4 protein-coding genes and 1 pseudogene are annotated in these 7,006 nt (G+C 67.1%); 3 read left to right on the plus strand and 2 right to left on the minus strand.

Annotated features, from left to right (window positions below):
• Positions 1-43: 43 nt before the first annotated feature.
• Together AAFN46_RS13475 and AAFN46_RS13480 are read left to right on the plus strand one after the other, a co-directional pair.
• Positions 44-1,264: a CaiB/BaiF CoA-transferase family protein gene (locus AAFN46_RS13475; RefSeq protein WP_347809211.1), complete on the plus strand. Its 1,221-nt coding sequence runs from the start codon at positions 44-46 to the stop codon at positions 1,262-1,264.
• A 407-nt stretch (positions 1,265-1,671) separates the two neighbouring features.
• Positions 1,672-2,736, plus strand: a complete 1,065-nt coding sequence (locus AAFN46_RS13480; protein ID WP_347809212.1) for a 3-deoxy-7-phosphoheptulonate synthase — start codon at positions 1,672-1,674, stop codon at positions 2,734-2,736.
• Positions 2,737-2,806: 70 nt separating this feature from the next.
• Here the strand turns inward: AAFN46_RS13480 and AAFN46_RS13485 are convergent, their stop codons facing one another.
• Both AAFN46_RS13485 and AAFN46_RS13490 read right to left on the minus strand, forming a co-directional pair.
• Positions 2,807-5,542, minus strand: a complete 2,736-nt coding sequence (locus tag AAFN46_RS13485; RefSeq protein ID WP_347809213.1) for an autotransporter domain-containing protein — start codon at positions 5,540-5,542, stop codon at positions 2,807-2,809.
• A 344-nt stretch (positions 5,543-5,886) separates the two neighbouring features.
• Entirely contained in the window at positions 5,887-6,588 is a 702-nt protein-coding gene (locus AAFN46_RS13490; RefSeq protein WP_347809214.1) for a transposase, read from the minus strand.
• Between the two features lie 256 nt (positions 6,589-6,844).
• Here AAFN46_RS13490 and AAFN46_RS13495 point away from each other — a divergent pair.
• Positions 6,845-7,006, plus strand: a pseudogene (locus AAFN46_RS13495) (IS5/IS1182 family transposase); the annotation flags it as partial.

Genomic DNA, 7,006 nt, shown 5'->3' on the forward strand with positions numbered 1-7,006 from the left:
GGCACCTCTTGTCGCTTGAAGCTTGCAGCTTGAGGCTCCGCTTATGTCCGCCCTGTCGAAAATCCGCGTCCTCGACCTGTCCCGCGTGCTGGCCGGCCCCTGGGCCGGGCAGATCCTCGCCGATCTCGGCGCCGAGGTGATCAAGGTCGAGCGTCCCGGCTCGGGTGACGACACCCGCCACTGGGGCCCGCCCTATATCAAGGACGCCGAGGGCAACGACAGCCGCGAGGCCGCCTACTTCCAGTGCGCCAACCGCAACAAGCAGTCGCTGACCCTGGACTTCACCCAGCCCGAGGGTCAGCGTCTGGTGCGCGAGCTGGCGGCGCAATGCGACGTGGTGCTGGAGAACTTCAAGGTCGGCGGCCTCAAGGCCTACGGCCTCGACTACGAGTCGCTGAAAGCGCTCAACCCGCGCCTGATCTACTGCTCCATCACCGGCTTCGGGCAGAACGGGCCCTACGCCAAGCGGGCAGGCTACGACTTCATGATCCAGGGGCTCGGCGGGCTGATGAGCCTGACCGGCAAGCCCGATGGCGAGGACGGTGCCGGCCCCACGAAGGTCGGCGTCGCCCTCACCGATATCCTCACCGGCCTGTACGCCACCATCGGCGTGCTGGCCGCGCTGAACGCTCGCGAACAGAGCGGTTCCGGCCAGTACATCGACGTGGCACTGCTCGACGTGCAGGTGGCCTGCCTGGCCAACCAGGCGATGAACTACCTGGCCACCGGCACTTCACCCAAGCGCCTGGGCAACGCCCACCCGAACATCGTGCCCTACCAGGATTTCCCCAGCGCCGACGGCGACTTCATCCTCGCGGTGGGCAACGACGGGCAGTTCCGCAAGTTTTGCGAGGTCGCCGGCCTTACGGCTTTGGCCGACGACCCGCGTTTTTCCACCAACAAGGCGCGCGTCACCTATCGCGCCGAGCTGATCCCGCTGATCCGCCAGGCCACGGTGTTCAAGACCACCGCCGAATGGGTGCGCCTGCTGGAGGCGGCCGGCGTGCCCTGTGGGCCGATCAACGATCTGGCTCAGGTGTTCGCCGACCCCCAGGTGCAGGCCCGCGGCCTGCGCCTGGAGCTGGCCAACGGCCTGGGCAGCAGCACGCCGCAGGTGGCCAGCCCGCTGCGCCTGTCGCAGACGCCGGTGGAGTACCGCTCGGCGCCGCCGCTGCTCGGCGAGCATTCGGATGCCCTGCTGCAGCGCCTGCTCGGCCTGGATAGCGCCGCCATCGCCCGCCTGCGCGAGCAGGGCGTGGTGTAATCGGCGCTTGCGCTGCCCGGCGTGGCCGGGTAGCGTTGAGGCCAGCTTTCAGGAGACAGCGACCCCATGACCCTTCGCCCGCACCTCGCCCTCGTCTGCGCCGCCCCGCGTGCCGCAGCGCCGTCGGGTGCGCGCGCGTATTTCCATGGTTACTGGTTTAGCCACGGGCGCGCCTGATACCCCACAGGCGCCCCGCACACCCGGGTCGCCACCAGAGAGTTTCCCCAGAACCCCCGGTCGGCCACCCGACCGGGGGTTTTGTTTTGCACCGAGGAAACCGACATGACCGCATACCGTTACCGCAGCTCTGCCTGGCGATTTAGCCGCTTCGCCCACCCGCACCGAACCGACTGCCGAACACTTCGCTAGCGCCGCGCGGCACCGCCGCCGGCCAAGGACTGCCGACCATGAATGCTCCCCTGAACCTCGTCGCCAGCGTTACACCCCGCGCCGAAACCCTGCCCACGCCCGCCCAGCTGCGCCAGCAGCTGCCGCTCGATCCGCTGCTCGCAGAGCGCGTGCATCAGCAGCGCGCCGCCATCCGCGCCGTGCTCGATGGTCACGACCCGCGCCTGCTGGTGGTGACCGGCCCCTGCTCGCTGCACGATCCCGTCTGCGCCCTCGATTACGGCCGGCGCCTGGCCGCCCTGCAGGAGGAAGTCGGCGACCAGCTGCTGCTGGTGATGCGCGCCTACCTGGAAAAACCGCGCACCACCGTGGGCTGGAAGGGCCTGCTGTTCGACCCGCACCTGGATGGCAGCGGCGCCGCCGACGAGGGCCTGCGCCTGTCGCGCGGCCTGCTGCTGGATTTGCTGCGCCTGGGGCTGCCGCTGGCCAGCGAGCTGCTGCAGCCCATGGCGGCGGCCTATATCGACGACCTGCTGGGCTGGGCCGCGATCGGCGCGCGCACCAGCGAATCCCAGGTACACCGCGAGATGGTCAGCGGCCTGGATCTTCCGGTGGGCTTCAAGAACGGCACCGACGGCGGCCTGGAGATCGCCTGCGACGCCCTGCAGGCGGCGGCGCAGCCACATCGCCACTTCGGCCTGGACCAGCAGGGGCGGCCGGCGCTGCTGCTTAGCCGCGGCAATCCGGACGGCCATCTGGTGCTGCGCGGCGGCCGCAACGGCCCCAACTATGCCGCCGCCGAGGTCGCCGCCGCGCGCCAGGCCCTGCAGCGCCGGGGCCTGCCGGCACGCATCCTGGTCGACTGCAGCCACGCCAACAGCGGCAAGGACCCGGCGCGTCAGCCCGAGGTCCTGCGCGCGGTGCTGGAGCAGCGCCTGGCCGGCGACCTGTCGTTGCGCGGGGTGATGCTGGAGAGCCACCTGCTGGACGGCTGCCAGCCGCTGCGACAGCCCCTGCGCTATGGCCAGTCGATCACCGATGCCTGCCTCGGTTGGGAGAGCAGTGCCGACCTGCTGCGCGAGACGGCGGAGAGGCTGCGCCAGGCATGTGGGCAAGGTATGTAAGCGATGTGGCGGAGCATGGCGCGGGCGGTGGCGAGGCGTCCCGAGCCGCGCGGCTAGCCTAGGGGCGCATCTAGAAACGCCAACGCAGGCTCGCCGCCAGGGCATTGCTCTCGCTGCCCGAACCGCTCATGCCCTGGTAGCGCAGATCCAGGCCGATGCCCGGGGCGATGGCGTACTCGGCCCGCAGGTCCAGCAGCAGGCTGTTATCCGGCAGCTCGGTGCCGAGCACCCGGTACGGCTCGCCCTCATCCAGGCGCAGTTCGAGCTGCGGCTGCAGGTCGCCCTGCAGGTGGCGCAGGGCCAGGCTGCCGTTGAGCACCAGCTCGCGCCCCAGCAGCTGGGTCTTGTGCTGGCCGCGACTGCCGATGGTCGAGCTGAGCAATTGGTTGGCCTGGCTGCTGGCGTTCAGCGCGGCACTGCCGCCGCGCTCGCGAAAACCCTCGGCCCGCTGATCGAGGCTGACCAGCCGCGCAAAGGGCTCCAGGTAGCTCTGCTGATCGTCGCCCAGGCGCAAGGCCAGCTCGCCGAAACCCTGGGCGATGCCGACGTCGTAGCCGCTCAGCAGGCGCTGCGCGCCGTCCGCCAGCTGCAGGCTGCGCCGGCCATCCACCTGATGCCGGCTGTAGCTCGCGCCCAGGGCGACCTTCAGCTTGCCGCCGGGCACTGGCATCTGGTTGCCGGCGTATAGCGCCGAACGGTAGCTGCCCGCCTCACCGTCGGCGCTGCGCGAGCCTACCTCCAGCTGCTGGTCGCCGTAACCGAAGGCCATGCCCATGCGCCAGCCGCCGGGCAGCGCCCAGTCGCCACCCATCAGTACGCCATCCTGGTCCGCCACCACCAGCCCGGCGTTGCCGTCGTCGCGGGTGCGCTGGTGACCGGTCTGGACCTGCACCCAGAACGGCAGGGCGCGTTGCGGATCGCTGAGGTTGGCGTCGAGCTGCTCCAGCGGCACCCAGGGCAGACCCAGGTCATCCAGTATCAGGGCCGTGGAAAAGCTGGCATGGGCATCGCCGGAGAGCCGGTCGTAGGTCGCCGGGACCTGCTCGAAGGCGAGATTGAACAGGGTCCGGGCGACTTCGTTGCTCGCCGGCAGGCCGCTGGCGCCCTGGGCGAAGGCCCGCTGATTGGGCGTTTGCGCCAGGCTGACGAGGGTGACGTCGTTGCGCAGCAGGGTCAGGAACACCTCATTGCTGCTGTAGCTGAGGCTGGGGTCGAGGAAGGCCAGGTTGCTGGTCACCGCGTCGAACTGCCCGAGCAAGGGGCTACCGCTGCTGAGGATGCTGTAGGTGGTGCCCAGCGCATAGCTGCCCTGTCCGGCCAGCACCTGCACCGTCCCGGCCAGGCTGGCCTGGCCGGTGACCACGATGCGGTCGCTATTGCCGGCAGGGTCCACCTCCACCTGATAGACCGAATTGCCGTTGAAGGCCAGGTTGCCATTGACCGTCAGGGTGCCGATGGAATTGCCCGGCGCCAGGATGCCTCCGCCATCCACCACCACGACGCCGACGCTGCCGGTACCTCCCAGGGTCCCGCCGCTGGCCACCTGTACCGGCGAAACCAGCGAGCCGTTGACCAGCAGGGTGCCGCCGTTGACCAGGGTGGCGCCGGTGTAGCCGCTGCTGCCGGTGAGGGTCAGCGTACCGCCGCCGCTCTTGACCAGCCCGCCGGAGCCGCCGATGGCGCCGGCGAAGCTGCTGTCGCTCGCCTGGTTCACGGTCAGTTGCGCCGTGCCCAGGCTCAGGCTGCCACCACTGCCCGATAGCGATGCCATCGTGAGGTCGAAGCCATTCAGGTCGAGCACCCCGCCGTCGATCACATAGGCCCCGCCGCCCACCAGGCCGCCCGCCAGGCCCTGGCGCAGCGTGCCGTTCTCCAGCCGGGTGGTGCCGCTGTAGCCGTTCACGGCATTCAGCAGCAAGGTGCCGCCGCCCGCCTTGGTCAGCCCACCGACACCGCTGAGCGCCGACGCCAGGGTCACGTCGTTGCCATTGGTGTCCAGCCGGCCGCCGCCGGCGCCCAGCGCCTGCAGTCGGTCGGAAATGTCATCCGTATTGCCCGCCGCCCACTGCAGGCCACCGCCATCCAGGGTGATCAGGCTCAGGTTGCTGCCCAGGCTGTCGGCACTGGAAAAGCGGATCAGCCCAGCCTCGACACGGATGCTGCCATCGAAGTAGTCGCTGCTGTCGCCGCTCAGGCTCAGCGTGCCCGTGCCGACTTTCACCAGCCCGCTCGCCCCCGCGCCGTGGAGGGTGCCCGCCATCAGGGTGGACAGGTTGTTGCTGCCCACGCTGAGCAGCACCGTGCCCAGGTAGAAGTCTCCCGCCCCCGCGATGGAGCCGGCGCTCACCGCCCCGGCGCCGAAGAACTGCACGAAGCCGCCGGCATTGGCCACCAGGCGGGCGTTGCCGGCCGTGCTGTTGTCGTAGAACAGCGTCGAGCCGCCGTTCTCGTTGACTATGCTCGCGTTGCCCGCGCTGCTGTTGCCATGGAACTCGACGCTGCCGTCCAGCTGGTTGACCAGGCTGGCTGTGCCGGCCGTGCTCTGATCGTGGAACTCGGTCACCGAGTCGTCGATGTTGGTGATGCTGGCCTGACCCGCCGTGCTCTGGTCGTTGAACTGCACCAGCCCGGCCACATCGTTGTTGATGCTGGTGCTGCCCGCCGTGCTCTGATCATTGAAGATCAGCGTGCCGCCGGTATTGTCGATCGACCCGCTACCGGCCGAGTCCGTGCCGGAGAACACCACCGCCTCGGCGGTCGCGCACAACAGCCATAAGCCCCCAGCCAACAGCGTACCTCGCCCCATCTCCGCCTCCCTCGGCGCCGCAACGACGCCGGGCAAAGAGCACCGCCCTCGCGAGCACCCGAGTTAGCTGAAGCCTAGTCAGGCTATGGCAAAACGCCATGCCGTTGGGCGCGAGCCTTCTGGGTGGAGGAGGGGATATGGCAGAGGCACAGATTCTATGCGGGTGGCACTCGCCAGCCAGGATCCCTTGCCGAGAATGACAGAGGCCACCCGCAGGTGGCCTCTGTCGCATTGCGCCGGAATCAGGCCGCCTGGGCCGGTTTCCAGTTGTTGCCGGTGACTTCCTCGGCCATCGACTCCATTGCCTGCTGGATGGCGCGCTTGCCAGCTAAAAGGGGACAGATTTATTTTCTTGCGTCTATTCTCGGTCTTCCTTGGCCTCTTTGCTCAATGCGCAGCCCCGTAATCCGTTCAATCTCATCAATGAACCGATTGCTGCCAGTTAATTGCCCACGTTGCAGCGCTTCGCGGATTAAGCGAATTTCCTCGTAGGGCACGGCCTGCTTAACAAACTGCTCGTAACGTTCTCGCCGCTTCAACTGATCACAACCCAGAGCTAGAAAGCAGGGGTCGGTATCCAGCCAATCGCTGCCAGCGTCCTTACCTGTGCGTTCGCGGTAGCTCGACCAAGGGTAATCGCCTGCTTCTGCGGTCATTCTGGCGCGTACTGGGTTGAGTTCGATATAGCGGGAGCAGGCCAGCAGGTAGCTATCGGTTTGCACGACACTGGACTTGTAGCGGCTTTCCCAAAGCGTCCCGCTACGCCCTTCGAGGCGGTTACGGTAGCGTGTAGCCCTTGCGGCCAGGGCCTTCATCAGTTGCCCAAGCCCGGCGACCGAGTCTCCCGGGGCCAGCAATAGATGAACATGGTTGGTCATCAGGCAGTAGGCATAGACCTTCACGCCAAATAGCTCTTTGAGCTCTCGAAGATCCCCCAGATAACGGCGGTAATCGTCTTCCGCCGCAAAGACAACCTGCCGATTGTGCCCTCGCTGTACCACATGGTGTGGATAATTCGGCAACACAACACGCCCCATCCTTGGCATACACGACCCTCCATCCTTGGAAGATTTCAGCCTAGCTGACTAAACAATCAGCCAGAAAATAAATCTGTCCCCTTTTCCTAGGTCCCCTTTTCCTAGAAATGGAGCGGAGCCTGCGCCTGGAGGTACATCAACAGGCGCAGGGACTGGGCTAGATTTGTGGGGATCACTCAGGGTCTGTCCCCTATTACTAGGGAAATTCTGAAGAAGACTTCCCGAATCTGGTGAAATACGCCGATCCCGTTGCCCGAGTTTCCCGATGAAGCAGATGACCTTCGCCGATGCCGAGTACGCCGGTAAGCGCAAGCAGACCCGCAAGGAGTTGTTCCTGATCGAGATGGATCAGGTGGTGCCGTGGAAGGGCTTGGTTGCCCTGATCGAGCCGCATTACCCGAAGGGTGAAGGCGGTCGCCCAGCGTAT

The sequence above is a fragment of the Pseudomonas sp. CAU 1711 genome (genome assembly GCF_039888625.1).
GTDB lineage: Bacteria > Pseudomonadota > Gammaproteobacteria > Pseudomonadales > Pseudomonadaceae > Aquipseudomonas.